This window comes from Mangrovihabitans endophyticus, assembly GCF_014646155.1.
Classification (GTDB): domain Bacteria; phylum Actinomycetota; class Actinomycetes; order Mycobacteriales; family Micromonosporaceae; genus Actinoplanes; species Actinoplanes endophyticus.
The window spans coordinates 156,623-176,978 of sequence record NZ_BMMX01000007.1; the positions used below are offsets into that span (position 1 = coordinate 156,623).

Genomic DNA, 20,356 nt, shown 5'->3' on the forward strand with positions numbered 1-20,356 from the left:
CATCGCTCGTGCGGGTGGGTCAGTTGCGGTTGAGGACGAACTGCGAGCCCGGCTGCACGACGTAGTCGCCGTCGGCCGAGTTCGTCACCGTCACGTCGGTCAGGTTGGCGCTGCCTCGCGCACCACCCATGGCCAGGATGCCCGCGCCGTTGTTGCTCTTGTCGATGCGGACATTGGTGATTGCCACGTTCGGCATGCTTCCACCGCCGTTCTTGAACTGGATTCCGTCGTACGTGGAATCCGAGATCTCGGTGTCCCGGATGGTCACGCCGACGATGTCGGTGGTGGAGGGGAACAGCGTGATCGCGCCGAACTCCTGGGCTTCGTTCCAGAAGGCGCCGCCGGTGCGGTAAAGGCCGTTGTTCGCCACCAGGGTGGTGCCGGAGAACGGCAGCGGGCTGTGATCGGTGGCCAGCATGATGCCCGGGTAGTTCATCGTGTCGTAGACCAGGTTGTTCTCGATCGCGTTGCGGTAACCGCCGTAGATGGCGATGCCGTTGGCGCGCCACGTCAGTTGCACGGTGTTGTTGGTGAAGTGGTTGTCGTGGCCGATGTCGACCGAGGTGTCCTTGACGCGCGGGTTGGCCCAGACCGCCATGGAGTCGTCGCCGGTGGTGCGGAACGAGGAGTTGAACACCCGGGAGTTGCGTGTGCCGTTGGAGAAGTTGATGCCGTCCGCGTACGTGTCACGGATGCGCATCCCGGAGAATTCCACGCCGTCGCCGGGGTTCCAGTAGGCGGGCGTGTCCGTGTAGTCGCGGCCGACCCAGGCGCCGACGTTGACGTGCTCGATCCAGACGTTGCTGATCTTGGTGTTCTTGCCGAACCGTCCGTTGAGGCCGTGGCCGCGGTTCGCCCGGTTGGTCGTCATGCCGAAGATCGCGATGTCCGAGATCTGGGTGTTGTCGTCGATGTCGAAGCCGACGTTGCCTTCGTGCGGATGGTTGATGTTGCCGACCACGTTCTGCGGCTCGGTGTTGGTGTAAAGCTGCGAATACCACATGCCGGCGCCGCGGATGGTGACGTTGCGGATGCCCTTCTGGTTGTACTGGCCGCGGTCGGGGTCCGGGGAGAGGATCTTCTGCTCCTGCCGCCACTGCCCGGCCGGGATCCAGACACAGCCGATGACGCCGTTCTGGTTGTCGGTGACCGCCCGTTGAATCGCGGACGTGTCGTCCACGCCGTCGTTCGGCACCGCGCCGTACGAGGTGATCGAGGTGCAGCCGGCGGGCTGGCTGAGCGGGGCCGCCACCTGCTCCAGGTCGATGAAGTCGATGACGTAGAAGTCGGCCGAGTCGCCCGAGTCGCGCTGCAGTTTGAAGCGGGTACCGACCGGATACGACTGGCTCAGCAACGCGTGCGACTCGTCGAACAGCCGGCGGGCGTTCGCGGACGGGACGTTCGACAGGCCGTCGGTGTCGTCGGTGGTGCCGTACAACCAGCTATTGCGTGACGACAGGGTGATCTTCCGGTCGAACTGGTCGTTGATGTAGAGGCTGATGGTCGCCTCCCGGCCACCGCCGCTCGCCGAGTCCGGGATCGAGTTGCGGACGGTGAGCCCGTTGGCCGCGTTGGTCGAGGTGAACTCGACGAACTGGCCGGTGCTGTTGAGGCGCACCGACTTGCGGCCCGACGACTCGGTGCCGAAGTTGGTGTGGCCGAACGTGCGCAGGGCGTCGGCCTGCAGCAGGGTGCCCTGATAGCGGGCGTTCTCCGCCTCGTACTCCACCCACGGCACGGCCGCGCCGCGACCGACCACGAACGAGCGGGCGAGGGTGTTGTTGTTCTCGTTGGTCTCGGCGACCGCGCCGGTCGCGTCGGCCGTCGCGGTCGCGGTGGCACCGCCGCCGGTCGCCGTCCAGGTGCCGAGGGTGACGCCGGCCGAGGCGCCGGCGGCGATCGACGGCGTGCTCGCGTTCAGCGTGCTGCCGCCGATGGTGAGCCGGGTGGTGCTCGCCGCCGCCGTGCTGGTGCCGCGGTTGTGCACGGTCACGGTGAAGGTGACCGATGCGCCCACGGCCGGGTTCGCCGGGTTCGAGGTGATGCCGGTGATCTCCAGGTCCGGGCCGGGTGCCTGGGCGACCACCAGGGAGTCCGGCGCGGTGAAGGTGTTGTTGGCGTTGTTGGTCTCGGACACCGCGTCGGCCGGGTCGACCACCGCGATCAGTTGATAGGTGCCCTGCGCGCGGCGTCCCGCGTTGTAGCTGACCGTGGTCGACGCGCCGGCCGCGAGGGCGGCCACCGCGGCGCTGCCGACGGTGGCGCCGCCGAGCTTGAAGTCCACCGATGTGGCGGGGGCCTGCACCGGCCCGACGTTGCGGACCGTGGCGGACAGGGTCACGTCGGTGTTCTCCGTGGGCGAGGCCGGCGACCAGGTCGCGCCGGTCACGGTCAGGTCCGGTGCCGGGGCGAACGCGCCGACCGCCTGGAACTCGGCCACCTGCGCGCCGGGCGCGCCGCTGTTGGCGGAGAACTGCAGCCGTACGTCCGCGGCCCGGCCGGAGACCGGGATGGTCACCGCGTTCTGGTTGGTCGCGGGGTTGAAGGTGTAGGTGGCGCGCGCCTTCAGCGTGCTGAACGCGGTCGCGGCCGATGCGCGCCCGAGCACCTCGATGGTCTGCGTGCGGGTCGACCACACCGCGTCCGGGTTGAGCTTGACCACCACCGAGGTGAGGTCCGCGTCGGCGCCGAGCTTGACGGTCAGGTTCGCGCTCTGCCCGCTCGATTCCCAGTACGTGCCGAGGTCGCCGTCGTTGGCGCGGGTGGCCACGAAGTCGTACACCGACGAGGACGCTTCGATCGGCCTGCCGGCGGCCAGGTTCGTGCCGTCGGTCGGCGGCGTCGGCGGATCCGTGGTGCCGCCGTCCGCGCCGTACACCTCCAGTTCGGACAGTTGCCCGGCGGGCCAGCCGGTGTTGCCGGTGATGTGCACCCGCACGTACCGCACCGCGGTGGCGGTGAAGTCCAGGGTGACGGTGTTCGCCGAGGCCGGGTTGAAGACCTTGCCGGATGAGGCGGAGAGGGTGCTGAAGGTGCTGCCGTTCGTGCCGCCCTGCACCGACAGGGTCTGGGTGCGGGTCTGCCACGCCGTCGCCGGCGGCAACTTCAGCTTGACCTGGTCGACGCTGACGATGCTGCCCAGGTCGACCTGAACCCACTGGGGGAAGGCGTTGGACGCGCTTTCCCAGTACGTCTGCTGGTTGCCGTCGACGACGTTCGGGGCGGGGTATTCGCCGATCGACGAACTGGCGGTCACGCTCCGGCCGATGGCGAGGTTGGGTCCGCCGGCCGCGAGGGCAGGGGCGGGCGGGGCGGCGGCCAGCGCGACGGCCACCAGGGCGGGCGCGAGCAGGCTGCTCAGGAGCTTGCGTCTCATGGTGTGGAGTCCTTCGGGGAACGACATCGGGGGGTGTCGCTGGGCCGGCCCGCACCGCCGGGCCGGACAAGGACGCGGCTTCTGCCGCCCGCCACGCGAGATTTTTCGGCATGTTGCCAAGTTCTTTCATGGCGAGCATTCAATGTTTCAGATGTGTCACTGTTTCGTCAACGTCCACCGGCGGACCGGGCGACGCGCCACGACGAGGCGGCGGGCTTCCCGAGAAGCCCGCCGCCCGGTCCTGTTCCGGCGTACGCCTTCAGAGAGTGAGCACCACCGTGGAGATGCTGCGGGCGGGCACGGTGACGGTGGCCCGTCCCCCGGTCACGCTGATCGGCTGGCTCGCCGCGCTGGCGGTGCGCGAGGTGACGTGATACGCCGCTGCGGCGACGTTCTGCGGCGCCTGGATCACCGCGCCGTCGACGGCGCTGGTGGAGCGGTTGAGGATCACCAATGTGAGCTTGCCGCCGCCGGAGTAGGCGGTCACCTCCAGCGGCCCGGCCTTGCTGCTCTTGGCCAGCCCCACCCGCTGGTAGCCGGGGCGCACGTACTTGGCGTACTGGGAGAACGCGTATCCGCGCTTGAGTGGGGCGCCCGCGGTGGTGCCGTACGCCGCCTCGCCGTCGCCGATAAAGGAGTAGAAGCGCTTGCCGTACCACCAGACGTACGCGCTCCAGTCGGCCTCCATGGACTTGTGCACCGTGCGCATGATGTCGTCCAGCGTCTCGTCCCAGACCGCCTGGTTGCCGGGGTCGCCCCAGATGGCGGCACCACTGCCGTCCGCCTCGTGCAGGTTCCATTCGGTCATCCACACCGGCTTGTCGTACTGCTCCGCGAGGGCGTACCGGGTCAGCCGGCCCTGCTCCTCGGTGCCGTACAGGTGGCCGCCGATGTAGCCGAGGTTGTTGCGGGCGCAGGCGTCGTTCAGGGTCGGATCGGTGTAGCTGTAGTTCAGGTTCACCGCCTCGGCGACCATCAGCCTGGTGTTCTGCACCCGCGCGCCCTGGCTGCAGACGAAGTTCTCCAGCTCGGTCCCGCTCCAGTCCATCGAGTCGTACGCGGGGTGCCAGTCCGGCTCGTTCTGCACCGACGTGACGTCGACCGTCACGCCCTGGCCGCGCATGTACTGCACGTAGCTGTTCAAATGGTCGGCATAGTCGTCGTAGTACTCGGGCTTCAGCTTGCCGCCGTTGATCCGGCTGTTGTTGGTCTTCCACTCCGCGGGCGCGGTCCACGGCGAGGCGAGGATCTGCACGCTCGACCCGTAGGTCTTCGCCGTGCGCAGCGCGCTCACGTGCGTCGACCATTCGCTGGAGACCGGCGAGATGCCGGTACGCACGATGGACAGACCGAACTGGTTCGCGCCCATGCCGACCAGGGTCTGCGTGTCCGCGGTCGTCCAGGTGCCGCCCCAGATCGCGGTCGCGGCGCCGAATCCGTCGATGGTCTGGTAACGGGTGGCGCTGTTCACCGTGATGTCCGCCGGTCCGGTGCTCGGCGGCGTCGTGGGCGAGGTGGTCGGTGGGGTGGTCGGTGGGGTGGTGGGCGGCGTCGTGGTCGGTGGGGTCGTCGGCGTGGTGCCCCCGGTGCAGGTGACGCCGTTCACCGCGAAGCTCGCCGGGGTGGGGTTGCTGCCGGTCCACGTCCCGTTGAAGCCGAAGGACACGGTGCCGTTGGTCGGAACCGATCCGTTGTAGCTCACGTTCCTCGCGGTGACCGCGGCGCCGTCCTGGGTCAGCGTCGTGTTCCACGCCTGCGTCACCGTCTGACCGGAGGCATAGGACCAGGTCAGCGCCCAGCCGGTGAGCGGATCACCGAGATTGGTGATGGTCACCTCGGCGCCGAAGCCACCCGGCCATTGCGATGACACCGCATAGTTCACCGAGCAGCCCGCCGCGGCGGCGTCGGCCGGCAGCGCCATGGCGGCTCCGGCGGAGGCCACCAGAACGGTTGCCGCCAGGACGGCGTGGACGTTGCGCTTCCCCATCACACCTCTCCCGATTCATCGCCGGCCCAGGACATCGCCGGCCCGGTTCATCGCAGGCCCGGTTCATCGCCGGCCGAGCCGTGTTCCCGCGGGCCTGGGCAGGGCCCGCGGTACGCCCACTAGCGCTGCAGGGTCAGCACGCCCGGCCGGTACGGCAGTTGGCCGTAGTCACCGCCGGAGCTGGGTGACCGCCCCTGGTAGAGCAGTTGCAGATTGCACGGGTCGATGGGCATGGTCTGGTCGGCCGTGCTGCGCACCAGATCGCCGTGGCTGATGTCGTTGGTCCATGTCGCGCCGCTGTTCGCCTTGCCGGCGAAGGGATTGCTCTCGGTCGCCGCCTGCGGGGTCCACGAACCGTTCAGGCTGGTGGCGGTGAACGAGCGGAAGTAGCGCCCATTCGCTCCGATCGCCTCCACCAGCATCAGATAGAGGTTTTGGCCCTGCACCTTGTAGACCTGGACGCCCTCGAACAGGTTGTTCGTGGTGTCGCTCATGATCACCGTGGACGAGGAGCCGAAGTTGCCGGGGAAGTTCCCGATCGGCATGCTCGCCCGATAGATGTTGCCGTTGTCCCCGGCGAAGAACAGATACATGTTCGCGCCGTCGCCGATGAGCGTCTGGTCGATCGGCCCGGTGCTGGAGCCGGAGATGCTGCCGGAGAACAGCGGCTGCGCCGACGACCATCCGTTGGCGTTGGTGGGATCGTTCGACGTCCGGTACGAGAAGGCGGTGGCCCCCCACTGGTAGGCAAGCACCCAGACGCTCTTCGGGGCGAAGTAGAAGAGGGTGGGCGCCACGGTGCCGGACGACATCGCGTTCTGGCTCGCCGAGGCCATGTCGGACCAGTTGGTGAAAAGGCCGAAGTTCATCGAGCCCCAGGACGTCCCGGTGTCGTGGGTCGTCGCATAGACCAGATGCCGGCCGTTGTAGGGCACGGCGGTGAAGTCCTTCAGCGAAACCCAGCCCGACCGCGGGGTGGCCAGCGCGCCGGTGGAGGTCCAGCGGTACGTCGACGGAAGGGTGCACGTGCTGGGCGGCGTGGTGGTCGGTGGCGTCGTCGGCGTGCTGGTGGGTGGCGTCGTGGGTGTGGTGGTCGGCGGCGTGGTGGGCGTGGTGCCGCCGGTGCAGGTCACACCGTTCAGGGCGAAGCCGGCCGGCACCGGGTTGCTGCCCGTCCAGGATCCGTTGAAGCCGAAGGACACGGTGCCGTTGGTCGGAACCGATCCGTTGTAGCTCACGTTCCTCGCGGTGACCGCGGCGCCGTTCTGGGTCAGCGTCGTGTTCCACGCCTGCGTCACCGTCTGACCGGAGGCATAGGACCAGGTCAGCGCCCAGGCGGACAGCGGATCACCCAGGTTCGTGATGGCCACGTTAGCGCCGAACCCGCCCGGCCACTGCGACGACACCGCATAGTCCACCGAGCAGCCCGCGGCGGCGGCACCGGCCGGCAGTGCGACGACGACCGCCGCCGACGTCAGCAGCGCGGCGCCGCCCAGGCCCAGCAAGATATTGGCGTATCTCGATGAATTATGCACATTCTCTCCCGGCGACATCGCAGCCTGACATTCACGCTTGTCGATCTTTGTGACCGGTAACATTCGTGTCAGGGATGTTACGGGAGCGCTCCCAAAACCTCAACGGAGGCCGCCGGGGACATTTCCCGCCTTCGATCTCACTGGTCCAGCACGGCCTGGCGGCCGGGCGGCCCGGCGCGCCGTTTGGCAGGCTGGCGGCATGAAGTTGCTTCTCCCCGACAGCATCGAGCTCGACCTGACCACGCCCGCGGACGTCCGAACGGTGATCTACGCGGTGGATCGGCCCATACCGGAGGAACACACCGACGCCGACGCCATGGTCGTGTGGGGCAACCGGGGCGAGCAACTGGCCGACGCCGCCCGGCGGCTCACCCGTTTGCGCTGGGTGCAGACGCTGGCGGCGGGACCGGACGCGGTACTCGCCGCCGGTTTCGCACCGCAGGTCGTCATCACCGGCGGCACCGGCCTGCACGACGGGACCGTCACGGAGCACACGCTGGCGCTCGTCCTGGCCGCGGCGCGCCGGCTCAACCTGCTGAGCCGTGCACAGCTCGGCCACCGGTGGGCGGGCGAATGGGGCGGGCTCCAGCCCGTACGCGAGGAGGACAGCTTCCGGACGCTGCGCGACGCGCGCGTGGCGATCTGGGGATTCGGTGGCATCGCGGCTCGCCTGGCACCGCATCTCACCGCGCTCGGCGCGCACGTGACCGGCATCGCCCGGACCCCCGGCGAGCGGCACGGCTACCCGGTGGTGACCGTCCAGGAGTTCCCGGATCTCCTCCCGCGTACCGACGTCCTCATCATGATCCTGCCCGCCACGGCGGCGACCGAGCGGGCGCTCGACGCGCGGGTGCTCGATCTGCTGCCGCCGCACGCCTGGCTGATCAATGTGGGTCGCGGCGCGACGGTCGACGAGGAGGCCCTGCTCACCGCGCTGCGGGCGGGGCGGCTCGGCGGGGCGGCGCTGGACGTCTTCGTGACCGAGCCGCTCCCGCCGGAATCCGGCCTCTGGGACGAACCATCGGTCATCATCACCCCGCATGCCGCGGGTGGCCGCCCCCTCGGCGCCGCGGACCGGATCCGGAACAATCTGCGGGCGCTGCTGAGCGGCGATCGCCTGAGCGACATCGTGGCCAGATGAGATGCCTCCCGCCCGGGACGCCGATGTCCGTCACGGGCGGGAGGGATGCCGTTGGGTCTCAGGGTCTCAGGGTCTCAGGGTCTCAGGGTCTCAGGCGAAGGTGACGTCGCTGCACCACATGTAGGCCTGATCCTGGTGCGAGGCCTGCCAGATGACGAAGACGACGTGATGTCCGGTGTATCCGCTGGTCGAGACGTTGAACGTGATGTCGTTCGCCGGCGCGTACCGGCCGGTCTGCAGGATGAAGTCGAGGTTGCCCCAGCCGAGGCTCTGGGTGGTGGGGTTGAACCCGTTCTTGCTGACATAGACCCGCAGGAAGTCGGCGCCGTGGCTGGCCTGGTCGTAGAGATGGACCGAGAAGTTGTTGCCGACGGTGGTGGTCTTCCAGGGTCCGGGCCGGTTCAGGCTGTCGTTGCGGGACAGCGCGTTGCTGCACAACTGGCCGTCGGGGGTCGCCGCCTGGAAGTTGCCGCCGAGACCGTCCCGCAGGGCGCTCATCCAGTTCCACATGGTGTCCGCGTTGGCCTGGAACGCCTGCCAGCACATCGGATCCTCGTTCGCCATGGCCGGGTTCATGTGGTCGCTTCCCCAGTCCTGCCAGCACTGGTAGGCCCGGGATGCCGGATCCACGATGGTGCCGTGCGCCTGAGCCGCGCCGGGCCAGGACAGCAGGCCGGCCACGAGGGCGAGCAGCGGGACGAGCGCTCGAAGGGGATGGCGAACGGCTGACCGGGTTCGCCCGCTGGACCGCTCGGGCTGATGTGATCGCATTGCACTTTCCTCCGTTCTGCGACGCTATATCAACATGGGAGCGCTCCCATCGTGGCAGCCCTATCGGGAAATATCAATTTTGATCTATTTCTTTCCCATGCATACCGGGTTGGCCGCCACCGCGGCTGAAGGCGCGTTTGCACGCGTCCGATCGGGATGGAGTGGATGACCCGGTACGTCCGGCTGCCGCCCGGCCACGTGCACGACCACACTCGGCGAGGACGTCCTGCCGCTCGTACGCGGCCGCGCCTGATCTACCAGGCGCAGGCCGCGACTGCAGTTCCCCGGGCCGGACGTCAGCCGGCGGTCGGGGCCTGCTCGGTGTTGCCTTCGATCTCGTACGTCTTGCGGGTCATGTAGCCGATCGCGCTGGACAGCTTCCAGTCCTGCCCGTTGACGTTGACCGGCAGGTTGGCCACGTGCTTGGCGACCTCCTCACCGATCATGACGGCGAGCTGGCGCATCTCATCCTTGGTCATGCTGTCGTCCTCCTCCAGGAGCCCCCACGGGCTCGTGCCGTTCTCCGGATTACTGCTTCCTGATCCGCTGCCGTACCGGGCCGAGAAATGCGCGTGTTCGGTGTGCGGGTTCGTGCCCGTGTACGTACGCGTCGTCCAACCCCACGACCGGGACCAGATGTGCCGGTTGTAGATGACGTTCTGCAGCCGATTGTCCTTACCCGACCGGTGCCGCTCGACAATGATCTGCACGCAGCGTTGCATCGTCCAGCCGGCTTTCCGCAGGTCGTCGTCGACGTCGATGGCGTGGACCTCGTTGATGTTGTCCGAGTCCTCGTACGGCGTCTTGCCCGTCTCGTCCGGGTTGTGATCCGAGCTCGTCTGCGAGTGCGCGGTGTCGCCGATGGACCCGTCCGACGTGTGGTCCCGGCCCGGCGCGAGCAGGTTGAACTCGTTCCGCAGGCTGACCAGGGACGGCACCAGAATCCAGCTACTCACCCGAGGCTCCTTCCCGTCTGACATCCCCGTTGGTGGCTCATGGACGGCTCCATGTTCCCCGCACGCTTGATCACGACACCATAGTTTTAATGCCGATTTGCACAAGATACGACCAGTGAGAGGCTTTTTACGGTGAGTGAGGACGGGGGCATGCCCCGGTTGTCGCCGCGGGCGCTCCCAGCGGGACCGGGACACGCTAACGTCTATGCCTTCAGAGATACGTCTCTATCTCCTGGAGAGGCAGATGACCCCACGCGGACGTGCAACAGCCGCCGCCGGCGCGCTGATGGTGGCTGCGACCCTCGCGGTGAGCGGCCCGGCCACCGCCGCCCCTCGACACCCGGCGTCGAACCCACCCGGCGTCACCCACGAGGAGAACCCTCGCGTGCCCGAGGGTGCGGTGTGGACGGAGGCGTACTTCCCGTCCGCCGACGACAGCGGCGCCGAGCTCCACGCCGACGTGCTCCGACCGGCGAACCTGCCGCCGCACGCCAGGACCCCGGTGATCCTCGCCGTCGGACCCTACTTCGCGCACGCCGGCCAGACCGGGCCGGAGGGCTGGAGCCAGACCGGCCCGTCCAGCCGGTTCGCCGACTTCACCAGCGGCACCGACCTCTTCCGCCGCGGCTACACGTACGTGATGGTCGACCTGCGCGGCTTCGGCGGGAGCACCGGCTGCCTCGACTGGGTCGGCCCCGGTGAGCAGGCGGACGTGCGGGCCGCCATCCAATGGACCGCGACCCGGCCCTGGTCGACCGGCCGGGTGGGCATGTACGGCAAGTCGTACGACGCGGTGACCGGCCTCGTCGGCAACAACCTGCGACTACGGGCGCTGAAGGCCGTGGTGGCCCAGGAGCCGGTGTGGAACATGTACAACTACCTGTTCAGCAACGGCGTGCCGCGACCCAACGTGACAGGCACACCGAACGCCTACAACGGGATCGCCACGATGGACCCGCTGTCCGACGACACCGACCATTACCAGGCGAACGCGGCGTACGAGGAAAGCCACCCGGAATGCCTGGCGGACAACCTGACGAACAACAACAACCCCGACCTTGATTCGCCGTATTGGCGCGCCCGCAACCTCGCGGCGAGGGCGAAGGGCACGAACACGCCGCTGTTCGTCACCCAGGGCTTCATCGAGAACAACACCAAACCGGAGGACATCGAGGAGTACCTGGACAACCACCGCGGCATCGAGCGGGGCTGGCTCGGGCAATGGGAGCACGTCCGCGGCAACGACACCAACGAGCAGGGGCAGCTCCTGCAGGGCCGCGCCGGATTCTTCGAGGAGGTCATGCGCTTCTACGACCGCTACCTGAAGGGTGCCAGGCCGGCCGTCCACGATCCCGCCTTCGCCATCGAGGACAGCACCGGCGTGTGGCGCGCCCAATCGAGCTGGCCGCGGCCGACGTCGTACCTCCCGGCCAAGCTGCCGGACGGGCAGTATGTCGACGACGGCGTCGCCTCGACGCTGGCCGCGCCTGCCGCTCTGGCCGACCGGAAGTGGGACATGGAGCACGCGACGGATCCCGCCCCGCCCGCCACCCGGAGCCTCGCGCCGCTGGCCGCGGCCGGCGATGCGCACAGCTATCTCCGTTGGTCCACACCGGCATCGTCGCGGCTGCGGATCACCGCAACGCCGCGGGTCACCCTGCACGCGGACGCGCCGGGCAACGTCATGGTGCGTCTGTGGGACGTCGCCCCGGACGGCACCGCGGTGATGTTCGACGAGAACGTGGCGCTGATCGAACGTGCGGGGCGGGTCGCGTTCGACCTGAAGTCCACCGACTGGACCTTCGAGGCGGGCCACCAGCTCGCCGTGCAGATCGGGACCATCGGCAGTGGGAGCTGGCGTGACACCCCGAGCGGCAACACGATCACGGTGACCCGGGCGCGGCTGGACCTGGCCCTGCAGAACCCCCGGTTCGACGCGCCGACGCAGGGCGACAGGTCACCGTTCCTGGACACGTACCTGAGGCAGTACACCCGCACGCTCGACGACCTCGGCGAGGGCACCTTCCCGCTCACCCTCCGCAGCAGGCACTGACGACACGAACGGGAGCGGATCGGGCAGACGCGCGATCCGCTCCCGACTCATGTGAGGGCGTCGATCGGCCAGTCGTAGCCGGGATCGGCGATCTGGTTTCTGAACCGTTCGAGCCAGGCGATGTCGTGCCGGGTCTGCGAGGCGAAGAAGGCCACCTCGATCATGTGCACGGCGGGGATGCCCGCCGCTCCGACCGCCTTCTCCAGTTCGGCCGCGCGCTGGCGGAGGGCTCCGACGCGCCCGCCGAGCGTGTCCCTCGCGGTTGCGCGGTCCAGGATCCCCACGTACGCGAGTGCGGTGATGAACCTTGTCGCGTTGGCCGGGTCCGTGTCCTGGAGATCCGCCACGACGCGACCGCGGAATTCGGCGACGCCGTCCGCGGTGAGTCGGAAGGCGACCGGTGTCGATGCGGCGTCCGCGGGCTCGATCCATCCGGCGTCGCGCAGCGAGTTGACAAGCGTGTAGACGGAGCTGGTGCGGACGCGCAGGTGCTGGTACCGCTCACGCAGCGCGGCCAGCAGGGCGTACTGATGCCGGGGCTGTTCCAGCAGCAGACCGAGCAGGGGCAGCACGAGCGGATTGTCGGTGGCGCGCAGCGGCATGCCCTCATGCTACCTTCGTATACGGATACTCGTATACAAATAGGAGTCCTCGTGACGCCGGTCATCGCAGCGACGAGCTTGAGCAAGTCCTTCGAGACGAAGACGGGAACGGTCGGCGCGGTCCGGGAGGTGAGCTTCCGCGTCGCACCCGGCGAGGTCGTCGGTCTGCTCGGGCCCAACGGGGCAGGCAAGACCACCACCATGCGCATGCTGTCCACCCTGGAACGGCCGACCCGGGGAAGCGCCGTGGTCGCGGGACACGACCTGCTGCGCGACGCTCACGGCGTACGGCGAAGCATCGGTCTCGTCGCGCAGAGCGGCGGCACCCGGCCGATCGCGACCCCCCGCGACGAGTTGCTGCTGCAAGCACGCATCCACCGCCTCGCCGAACCGGCCCGGCGGGCCCAGGCGATGATCGACACCTTCGATCTGGCCGACCTGGCCGACCGTCCCACCATGACCCTGTCCGGCGGTCAACGCCGACGGCTCGACGTGGCCATCGGCCTCATCCACACGCCCGCCGTGCTCTTCCTCGACGAACCCACCGCGGCTCTCGACCCGCCCAGCCGGGCCGAGATGTGGCAGCACATCCGGAACCTGCGCCGGCGCGCCGCCGCGACCGTCGTGCTCAGCACCCACCACCTCGACGAGGCCGACGCGCTCTGCGACCGGGTGCTGATCCTCGACCACGGACGGCTCGTCGCCGAGGACAGCCCCGCACGACTCAAGCGGCAGCTCGGCGACGACGTCCTGACCGTTGCCCTCACCGGCGACGCCGGGCGCGCCCGGGACGCCGTCGGCGGGCTGCCCGGCGTGCGCGGCGTGCACGGCGACGGCAACGAGCTGCGCATCGGATGCCAGAACGCCGACGAGCTCGTCAGCCGGGTGGTGCTGGCCCTGCACGACAACCGCGTCGAGGTCCGCGGCCTGCGCGTGGCGCACCCCTCCCTCGACGACGTCTTCCTCGCTCTCACCGGCCACGCCACGCATCAGGAGGTCTGAACCGTGCACACCCTCCAGGACATCGGTGTCGTCTTCCGCAGCGAGCTCGGCCTCGCCCTGCGCAACCGGATCGGCATCGCCATCGGCCTCATCCAGCCGTTCGTCTACCTGCTGCTGTTCGGCCCGTTGCTCACCCAGGCGCTTCCCGGGGGGCGGAATCCGTGGCTGTTCTTCGTGCCGGGGCTGCTGCTCCAGCTCGGACTGTTCGGCACCGGCTTCGCCGGGTTCAACCTCATCCCGGACATCCGGTCCGGCTTCGTGGAGCGGCTGCGCGTGGCCCCCATCAGCCGCCTCGCGATCCTCCTCGGGCGGGTCCTCAAGGACGCGGTCGTCCTGGTCATCCAGGCCGTCCCGCTGATCGTGCTGGGTTACGCCTTCGGCATGGCGGCGAATCCGTTCGGTGTCCTCGCCTCCGTCGCCCTCATCCTCATCACCGGCATCGGGCTCGCCTCCCTGTCGTACGTGCTGGCGCTCGCCCTGCCCAACGAGTGGCTGTTCGCCCCGACCGTCAACTCCCTCGCCATCCCGCTGCTCCTGCTGTCCGGCATCCTTCTGCCCATCGACCGTGGACCTGCCTGGCTCGACCTGTTGGCGCGTCTCAACCCGCTGCGCTACGTCGTCAACGCGGCACGCGCCCTGTTCGCCGGGCAGCTCGGCACCACCGTCTACATCGGTGGCCTGGTCGCCGTCGCCCTCGCCGGCATCTCCTTCGCGGTCGGCTCCCGGCTGTTCGGCCGCCGCACCGCCTGACAAGCCGCACCGCCTGACAAGCCCCGCCGCCGGTTCCGGAACCATCCCGGAACCGGCGCGCCCTTCCCTGCCGATTGCGCAGCGTCAAGGCTGGAACCATCGATCCTTCGGAGTTCCCCGTGCTACGCAAAGCCGTCCTGGCGGCCGTCGTCCTCGCCGTGCCGCTGGCCGTCGCGTCCCCCGCGCCCGAGCGGCCGACCAGCCCTGGACGAACACCGCCCTGTCCCCCGCCGACCAAGCGAACGAGCTGCTCGCGGTCATGACCCAGACCGAGAAGCTGACCATGCTGCACGGCTCGGGCGGCTGCGGGTACGCCGGGTGCATCCCCGCCAACACCCGCCTGGGCATCCCCGCACTGCGTCTGCAGGACGGCCCGCTGGGCGTGGGCGACGGTGCCACCGGCGTCACCCAGTTGCCCGCACCGGTGGCCGGAGCGACCCCTGGGACACCGCGCTGATGCGGCAGTACGGCGAAACCCTCGGCACCGAGCAGCGGGACAAGGGCACCATTCCCCTTGCGCACCCGCCCGCGCCTTCCCCGCGCCTTCCCCGCGCCTTCCCCGTGGCGGCCACCCGCCAGCCCGAGCCGGTGGGTATCGCATCGCCTATCGGTCCACCGGCGTTCTGGCCTCGGCCGACAACGGCGCTGTCCCCGGAAGACTGAGCCTTTTTCAACGTGACCAGGCCGGTTTCAACGTGACCAGGCCGGCAGATGCCGCCGCTGGTCGACGGCGCGCAACCGACGGAATCGACGCCGGGTTGAAAAAGGTTCACTGTGGCCCTGTCCCCTCCCGCCGACTCAGCCCCAACAGCAACCAGCCCGGCCACCTCCGGCTCCACCCAGCCCTGCTCAACTGCCCCGGCTCCGACCCTGCCCCACTCGGCCGGCCCGCACTCGGCCAGCCCGCACTCGGCCGCCCCGCACTCGGACACGCACAGACCAGCAACCTCGGACTCGTCTCCACCCCATCCTGGCCCGGCCACGACCGGCTCCACCACCGCAGACCCGAGCACAGCAGGCTCCACCACCACCGGCCCGGCAACGACCGGCTCCACCACCGCAGGCCCGAGCACAGCAGGCCCGAGCACAGCAGGCTCCGGCGCGGCCATCTTGGGCACGACCGACTCTGCCACAGCAGGCTCTGCCACGGCAGGCTCTGCCACAGCAGGCTCTGCCACGGACAGCTCGGCCACGAGGGCCGTTGGCCCGGTAGGCGCGGCAACGGAAATCAACGGCCGACACGGCAGCGTCCGCCCGGCAGCCGCCGTCCGCGCCGGCCCCGGTCGCTGCGACTGGCCATCCGGCGACGAACCCGGCTCGATCGGCTGGACCGCGGCGGCCGTCCGCTCGTTCCACCTCGCGATCAGCTCCGCGCCATCGGGCACATGACCGTACCGCCGGCACAGCTTTCGCGCGTGTCGTTGCGCCAGCCCCCATTCCCGGTGCCGCGCATGCTCACGACGAAATTCCTCGGCCTCGGCCGAATAGTTACGGCGCTTCGTCCTATCGCGCATGGTGGCCAGTTGGGCCGTGGTGAAAAGCTGAAGCTGCCGCATGAAAAAATTCTCCCACGACACCATCCGACCTCACCATGATCCGCTCCTCACGCCATTTTCCGTGGATGAAAAATCCGACCAATTCTCGATGAGAATCCGCTTTTCCCATCCGTCCGGCGGGCGAGCGGGATCGGGCGAGCGGGATCGGGCGAGCGAGCGAGCGAGCGAATACAGACATCTTGGATCGCCGCCTTGCGGGCCAAGACCCGAAGGGACAAAAGGCCCGAAGAAACAAAGGTACCATGGACAAAAGACATGGAGGGACAAAGGCACGGAGGAACAAAAGGCACGGAGGAACAAAAGGCACAGAGGAACAAAAGGCACGGGAGGGATAAAGCGAAGGCACGGAGGGGATCCCCCACAGAATGACCGTCAACCAATCCCAGCAAGGCCCGACAGGACGGGGCCGCTCGGCATCGCCCGCCCTGCCTGCAATCGACTGCGCGCCGCCAACGCAGCCGCGGCCCGCGGAGCCCTCGGTGTGGCTCACCCCCGCCGGCACGCAACAACCCGCCGCCAACGATGGCCCAGCCGGCACGCGACAACCCGCCACCAACGATGGCCCAGCCGACACGCAACAACCCGCCACCAACCATGGCCCAGCCGACACGCAACAACCCGCCGCCAGATGGTCACGATGATGCCGGGCGGCGAAACGTCTCCATATATCGCGAATATCAGCAACCAGACGCCACCATACGGATGCCGATACTCCTCGGGGGCTCGCGGGAATTCGCCGATGCGGCAATGATGCTCTGTGCGGCGCGTCCGGACCGCACTCCCGAGCCGGAAGATCAACGCAATGTCTGTTGCCCTGAGTACGCCTGCCCGGCAGGCCTTGGTCGCTTTGATGCTGCATGTCACCGAGGCATCGAATCCCGATCTTCGAAAGCTGTACCGCGTCACGATCGAGAAGTCCGCGCGTGATCAATTGACCCGGGAAAAGCTGATCACATGGCGAAAAGGGCTGCGCGGCGCGATCTTCCACGAACTGACCGACCAGGGCTGGGCGCGTGGCCGGGACGAGCTGACGTCGGCACCGCCCGCCGGGGTGGGTGCCGCGTGGCACCTGCTCTACGGCACGTTCCGCCACCTCAACGCCATGATGAGTAAAAACCGGTACCAGCTCTCCGACATCTTCACCGACACCGACCCCGGGTCGCACACCGTCGAGGAGCGGATCCGGCAGGCGTACGGGGAACTGGCCGGCGCTCCCGGAGAACTGGTCAGTCTGGCTCGGCTACGCGACGGGCTGCCGGACGTTCCGCGGCAGCGCCTCGACGAGGCGCTGCTGGAGCTGGACCGGCAACGGGCGATCCAACTGGAACCCGATCCGCACCGGATGGCGCTGAGCGATCGCGCGAAGGCGGCCGCGATCCGGCTCGGCGGAGAGGACATGCATCTGATCACGATCGGCCGCTCATGATCGAACCGCGCGAGCGGCAGGCGCTCAACGAGCTGCGCCGGCTGGACTGGGCGCCGACCCAGGATGACGTCTGGTCCCGCCTCGACTTCCACATCGACGGGTTGAACGGCGACGTCGGCGCCGCCGTCGTCCGCGCCTATGAGGGCGCCGAGAAGAGCACCGGTGCCAGTCCCGTCGGGCTGGTCGTGCACGGCCGGCACGGGGCGGGGAAGACGCACCTCATCCGGTGGGCCCGGGAACAGGTCCAGCAGCGCCACCACGGCTACTTCTTCCTGATGGGCATCACCGACGGCAAATCGTTCTGGCCGAGCGTGGTGTCGGCGTTGCTGCGCGGTTTGCACCGCTCCGGATCGTACCGGCATCCGCAGCTCGCCGTGCTTCTCGAACGGCTCAGCGAGATCGCCGGGATTCCGAATGATCTGCGGCTCCGGGTGCGCGGCGACAATTCTCTGACGCCGGAGGCCCTCGATCATTTCATCTCCGCATTCCGGCGGTCCGAGCCCGAGGTGGGACGCGAATGCCGGCACACGCTCCGCACCCTGGTCATGCTGGCCTCGTCCGACGAAAGCGCCAACGACCTGGCGGAGAACTGGCTGACCTCGGCACAGGAGGAGACCTCGGTCGGGTTGGAACGCTGGGGTGTGCCGCGGACCGTGGCGCCGCCGCAGCAGGTGGCCGGTGAGCTCTCCCGGATCATCGCCTGCACCGGGGCGACCCTGTTCGCCGTCGACCAGATCGATCCGGTCTTCGCACAGGCCCGCACGTCCGCGGTCGACGACGGATCCGGCCGTACGGTCGACGACGGATCCGGCCGTACGGTCGACGAGCCGGTCGAGTTGGCCGCCGACCTCGGCCACGGCCTGATGCAGATGCGTGAGGTGCTGAGCCGGACCGTGACCGTGGTCGCGTGTCTCCTGACGTCCTGGAACCTTATCGAACGCAACGCCGTCGCCTCGGTGGGCGGGCGGTTCCGGGCGGAGACCCGGCTCGCCCGGCTCCCGTCCGCCGAGATCGCCGCCGAGCTGGTCGCCGGGCGGTTCGCGCCGTACTTCGAGATGGCCGGCTTCACACCGCCGTACCCGACCTGGCCGGTGGTCCCGGAAGCGTTCCGCTCCGCGCCGGGTTTCACGCCGCGCGGCCTGCTGCAACGAGTGGACGAGCACGTGCGAGCCTGCCTGGCGGCGGACGAGGTGGTGCCGCTCACCGACCTGGACCAGGCCGAGCCGAAGCCCGTACGGGCCGCTGCGGCGACGCCGTCGACCCGGCTGAGCGTCCTCGACGAACGGCTGGCCCGGCTCCGCGAGGAGGCGACCGTCGACGCCGCTCTGGCACCCGCCACCGAGGACCGGGAGATGTCCCGGCTGCTGGTCGCGGGCCTGCGGGCGTGGACTTTCGAGCAGGGTGAGCGCCGCGGCCGGTACGGCGTCCAGGCCGGCGAGGACGGGAATCCGTCGATGCACGCATGGCTGCGGGAAACCTTGGACGAGGACACCGAGGACGAGGCCCACTGGTCGTTCCGGGCGCTGTCGCATCCCAACGCGCTGGCGGTGCAGGCCCGGCTGCGGCGCCTGCTCAGCTTCGTCAACCTCGACCCGGCGATCACCAAGCGCCACGCCGTCCTGCTGCGCAACGCGGCCTGGCCGAACGGCAAGGTCAGCCAGCGCATGAAGCAGGACTATCTGAACCGCGGCGGGATGCTGACCGCGGTGTCCACGGACGACCTGCGGACCTTCGCCGCACTCGCCAAGCTGCTCGACGAGCACGACCCGGCACTGCCGGACTGGTTGCAGGCACGACGCCCGGCCGGTACCACCGCCCTGTTCACCAAGATTTTCGGCCCGCCACCCGATGACGGAGCGGTGGAGAAGCCGGAGCCGGAGCCGTTGCGCGGACCGGTCGAATCATCGGTGGCCGCGGCGCCCGAGAGCTTCCAGGACCGTGGCGGTGACGATCTGGACCTCGGGACGGCGACCGACACCGGCGAGCCGGTGCGCGCACCGCTGGAATCCCTGCGCAAACACGCGGTGATCTTCGCCGGGTCCGGATCGGGCAAGACGGTCCTGATCCGCCGGCTGATCGAGGAGTGCGCGCTGCACGGCGTCTCCGCCATCGTGCTGGACCCGAACAACGACCTCGCGCGGCTCGGCGACGCCTGGCCGGAACCGCCGAAGACCTGGCGTCCGGGCGATGCCGACCTGGCCGCGACCTATCTGGACGGTACGGACGTGGTGGTGTGGACACCGCGGCGTACGGCCGGGCGGCCGGTCAGTTTCCAGCCGCTGCCGGACTTCGCGGCGGTGCTGGACGAGACGGACGAGTTCGGTCTTGCCCTGGACACCGCCGTCGCGGCGCTCGCCCCGCGTGCGCGCATGGCCGGGAACACTGCGAAGGCGGACCGTGGGCGGGCGGTTCTCCGCCAGGCACTGGACTACTTCGCGCGTACCCGCAACGGTGATCTGTCCCGCTTCGTCGATCTGCTCGGCGACCTGCCGGAGGGAGCGGCCTCGCTCGGGCGGGCGCGCGAACTGGCCGCGGACATGTCCGAGACGCTGCGGGCCGCGATGGTCAACGATCCGATGTTCGGCGGTGCCGGGGAAACCCTCGACCCGGGCGCGCTGCTGACCCCCGCACCGGGCAAACGCGCCCGGATCTCCGTCGTCAGCCTCATCGGGCTGCCCAACGACGAGCATCGGCAGAGCTTCGTCAACCAGCTTCAGATGGCCCTGTTCGCCTGGATCAAGCAGCATCCGGCCGGCGATCGGCCGCTCGGCGGACTGTTCGTGATGGACGAGGCGCAGACCTTCGTACCGTCCGGGCCGATGACCGCCTGCACCGAGAGCACGCTCGCGCTGGCCAGCCAGGCCCGCAAGTACGGGTTGGGGCTGATCTTCGCGACGCAGGCGCCGAAGGGCATCCACAACCGCGTCATCGGCAATGCCGCGACACAGTTCTACGGCTTCCTGAACAGCCCGGTCCAGATCGCCGCGGCCCGGGAGATCGCGTCGGCCAAGGGCAGCGCGGTGCTGGAGATCGCCCGCCTGGAGGCCGGCCAGTTCTACGCCGTCGGGGAGGGCACGCCGTTTCGCAAGGTGTCCGTCCCGATGTGCCTGTCGTATCACCCGGCGAGCGCACTGAGCACCGAAGAGGTGCTGGCCCGCGCCCGCGCCGAGCCCGGCCACCACGGACGTACGAAGGAGTAAA

Annotated in this window: 13 protein-coding genes; 7 read left to right on the forward strand and 6 right to left on the reverse strand. The window is 69.0% G+C overall.

The genetic code is table 11. The features are described from left to right. Nucleotides 1-19 precede the first annotated feature (19 nt). The 3 genes from IEY73_RS11775 to IEY73_RS11785 all read right to left on the reverse strand — a co-directional run bounded on the left by IEY73_RS11775 (nt 20) and on the right by IEY73_RS11785 (nt 6,916). On the reverse strand, nt 20-3,376 hold the full coding sequence (locus IEY73_RS11775; RefSeq protein WP_189079193.1) for a CARDB domain-containing protein: 3,357 nt from the start codon (nt 3,374-3,376) through the stop codon (nt 20-22). Nucleotides 3,377-3,635: 259 nt separating this feature from the next. After that, a complete protein-coding gene (locus IEY73_RS11780) occupies nt 3,636-5,363 on the reverse strand; it encodes a cellulose binding domain-containing protein (RefSeq protein WP_189079194.1) in 1,728 nt (575 codons plus the stop codon). A 119-nt stretch (nt 5,364-5,482) separates the two neighbouring features. Beyond that, nucleotides 5,483-6,916, reverse strand: coding sequence for a glycoside hydrolase family 62 protein (locus tag IEY73_RS11785; RefSeq protein WP_189079195.1), 1,434 nt, complete (start codon nt 6,914-6,916; stop codon nt 5,483-5,485). Nucleotides 6,917-7,097: 181 nt separating this feature from the next. Between IEY73_RS11785 and IEY73_RS11790 the strand changes: the two genes are divergently transcribed. After that, nucleotides 7,098-8,039 (forward strand): phosphoglycerate dehydrogenase, encoded by a 942-nt coding sequence (locus IEY73_RS11790; protein WP_189079196.1) that lies wholly within the window; start codon nt 7,098-7,100, stop codon nt 8,037-8,039. Between the two features lie 90 nt (nt 8,040-8,129). Here the strand turns inward: IEY73_RS11790 and IEY73_RS11795 are convergent, their stop codons facing one another. Both IEY73_RS11795 and IEY73_RS11800 read right to left on the reverse strand, forming a co-directional pair. Continuing rightward, nucleotides 8,130-8,810 carry a lytic polysaccharide monooxygenase auxiliary activity family 9 protein gene (locus IEY73_RS11795; protein WP_189079197.1) on the reverse strand — a complete coding sequence of 227 codons (681 nt, stop codon included), beginning with the start codon at nt 8,808-8,810 and terminating at the stop codon, nt 8,130-8,132. A 296-nt stretch (nt 8,811-9,106) separates the two neighbouring features. Next, on the reverse strand, nt 9,107-9,766 hold the full coding sequence (locus IEY73_RS11800; protein ID WP_189079198.1) for a hypothetical protein: 660 nt from the start codon (nt 9,764-9,766) through the stop codon (nt 9,107-9,109). A 244-nt stretch (nt 9,767-10,010) separates the two neighbouring features. On the opposite strand from IEY73_RS11800, the gene IEY73_RS11805 reads away from it, so the two are divergent. Next, nucleotides 10,011-11,819 (forward strand): CocE/NonD family hydrolase, encoded by a 1,809-nt coding sequence (locus tag IEY73_RS11805; RefSeq protein ID WP_189079199.1) that lies wholly within the window; start codon nt 10,011-10,013, stop codon nt 11,817-11,819. Between the two features lie 47 nt (nt 11,820-11,866). Here the strand turns inward: IEY73_RS11805 and IEY73_RS11810 are convergent, their stop codons facing one another. After that, nucleotides 11,867-12,421: a PadR family transcriptional regulator gene (locus IEY73_RS11810; protein ID WP_189079200.1), complete on the reverse strand. Its 555-nt coding sequence runs from the start codon at nt 12,419-12,421 to the stop codon at nt 11,867-11,869. Nucleotides 12,422-12,472: 51 nt separating this feature from the next. Here IEY73_RS11810 and IEY73_RS11815 point away from each other — a divergent pair, with 51 nt between their 5' ends. The 5 genes from IEY73_RS11815 (at nt 12,473) to IEY73_RS11835 (ending at nt 20,355) form a co-directional block, all read left to right on the forward strand. Then, a complete protein-coding gene (locus tag IEY73_RS11815) occupies nt 12,473-13,423 on the forward strand; it encodes an ABC transporter ATP-binding protein (RefSeq protein ID WP_229715765.1) in 951 nt (316 codons plus the stop codon). 3 nt (nt 13,424-13,426) lie between these two features. Next, nucleotides 13,427-14,173 carry an ABC transporter permease gene (locus IEY73_RS11820; protein ID WP_189079202.1) on the forward strand — a complete coding sequence of 249 codons (747 nt, stop codon included), beginning with the start codon at nt 13,427-13,429 and terminating at the stop codon, nt 14,171-14,173. 259 nt (nt 14,174-14,432) lie between these two features. Continuing rightward, the gene (locus tag IEY73_RS11825; RefSeq protein ID WP_189079203.1) at nt 14,433-14,630 is read left to right on the forward strand and encodes a hypothetical protein; all 198 of its coding nucleotides are present in this window, start codon (nt 14,433-14,435) and stop codon (nt 14,628-14,630) included. Between the two features lie 1,901 nt (nt 14,631-16,531). After that, on the forward strand, nt 16,532-17,155 hold the full coding sequence (locus IEY73_RS11830; RefSeq protein WP_189079204.1) for a hypothetical protein: 624 nt from the start codon (nt 16,532-16,534) through the stop codon (nt 17,153-17,155). Beyond that, nucleotides 17,152-20,355 carry a helicase HerA domain-containing protein gene (locus IEY73_RS11835; protein ID WP_229715766.1) on the forward strand — a complete coding sequence of 1,068 codons (3,204 nt, stop codon included), beginning with the start codon at nt 17,152-17,154 and terminating at the stop codon, nt 20,353-20,355. Before IEY73_RS11830 ends, IEY73_RS11835 begins: the two co-directional genes overlap by 4 nt. Nucleotide 20,356 lies beyond the last annotated feature (1 nt).